We start from the raw sequence: 1,200 nt of genomic DNA on the forward strand, positions 1-1,200 counted from the left end.
CACTAGTACCCATAGCTTCGGTGTATTGCTTAGCCCCGTTAAATCTTCCGCGCAGGCCGACTCGACTAGTGAGCTATTACGCTTTCTTTAAATGATGGCTGCTTCTAAGCCAACATCCTAGCTGTCTAAGCCTTCCCACATCGTTTCCCACTTAGCAATAACTTTGGGACCTTAGCTGATGGTCTGGGTTGTTTCCCTTTTCACGACGGACGTTAGCACCCGCCGTGTGTCTCCCGAGTAGTACTCATTGGTATTCGGAGTTTGCAAAGGGTTGGTAAGTCGGGATGACCCCCTAGCCTTAACAGTGCTCTACCCCCAATGGTATTCGCTCGAGGCGCTACCTAAATAGCTTTCGAGGAGAACCAGATATCTCCCGGTTTGATTGGCCTTTCACCCCCAGCCACAAGTCATCCGCTCATTTTTCAACATAAGTCGGTTCGGTCCTCCAGTTGATGTTACTCAACCTTCAACCTGCCCATGGCTAGATCACCGGGTTTCGGGTCTACACCTTGCAACTAAACGCGCAGTTAACACTCGGTTTCCCTACGGCTCCGCTATTCGCTTAACCTCGCTACAAAATGTAAGTCGCTGACCCATTATACAAAAGGTACGCAGTCACGGTCTCAAGAACCGCTCCCACTGCTTGTACGTATACGGTTTCAGGTTCTATTTCACTCCCCTCACAGGGGTTCTTTTCGCCTTTCCCTCACGGTACTGGTTCACTATCGGTCAGTCAGGAGTATTTAGCCTTGGAGGATGGTCCCCCCATGTTCAGACAAGATGTCACGTGTCCCGTCCTACTCGTTTTCACGTAAAGTTAGTTTTCATGTACGGGGCTATCACCCTGTGCCGCTGTGCTTTCCAACACATTCCACTAACACCCTCTACGCTTAAGGGCTAATCCCCGTTCGCTCGCCGCTACTAGGGGAATCTCGGTTGATTTCTTTTCCTCCGGGTACTTAGATGTTTCAGTTCCCCGGGTTTGCCTCATTAACCTATGAATTCAGTTAATGATACATGCTTATGCATGTGGGTTTCCCCATTCGGAAATCGTTAGCTCAAATGCTTGTTACTAGCTCGCCAACGCTTATCGCAAGTTACTACGTCCTTCATCGCCTCTGACTGCCAAGGCATCCACCATATACGCTTAGTCACTTAACCATACAACCCAAATAAGTCTCTATGAGAAATACTCGTTGT

The 1,200-nt window shown here is 48.9% G+C and carries 1 rRNA gene; it reads right to left on the bottom strand.

The features are described from left to right. Positions 1–1,161, bottom strand: a 23S ribosomal RNA gene (locus L2729_RS21485); the annotation flags it as partial. Positions 1,162–1,200: the final 39 nt, after the last annotated feature.

Origin of the sequence: Shewanella gelidimarina (assembly GCF_023283945.1) — a bacterium.
GTDB classification, from domain to species: Bacteria; Pseudomonadota; Gammaproteobacteria; order Enterobacterales; family Shewanellaceae; genus Shewanella; species Shewanella gelidimarina.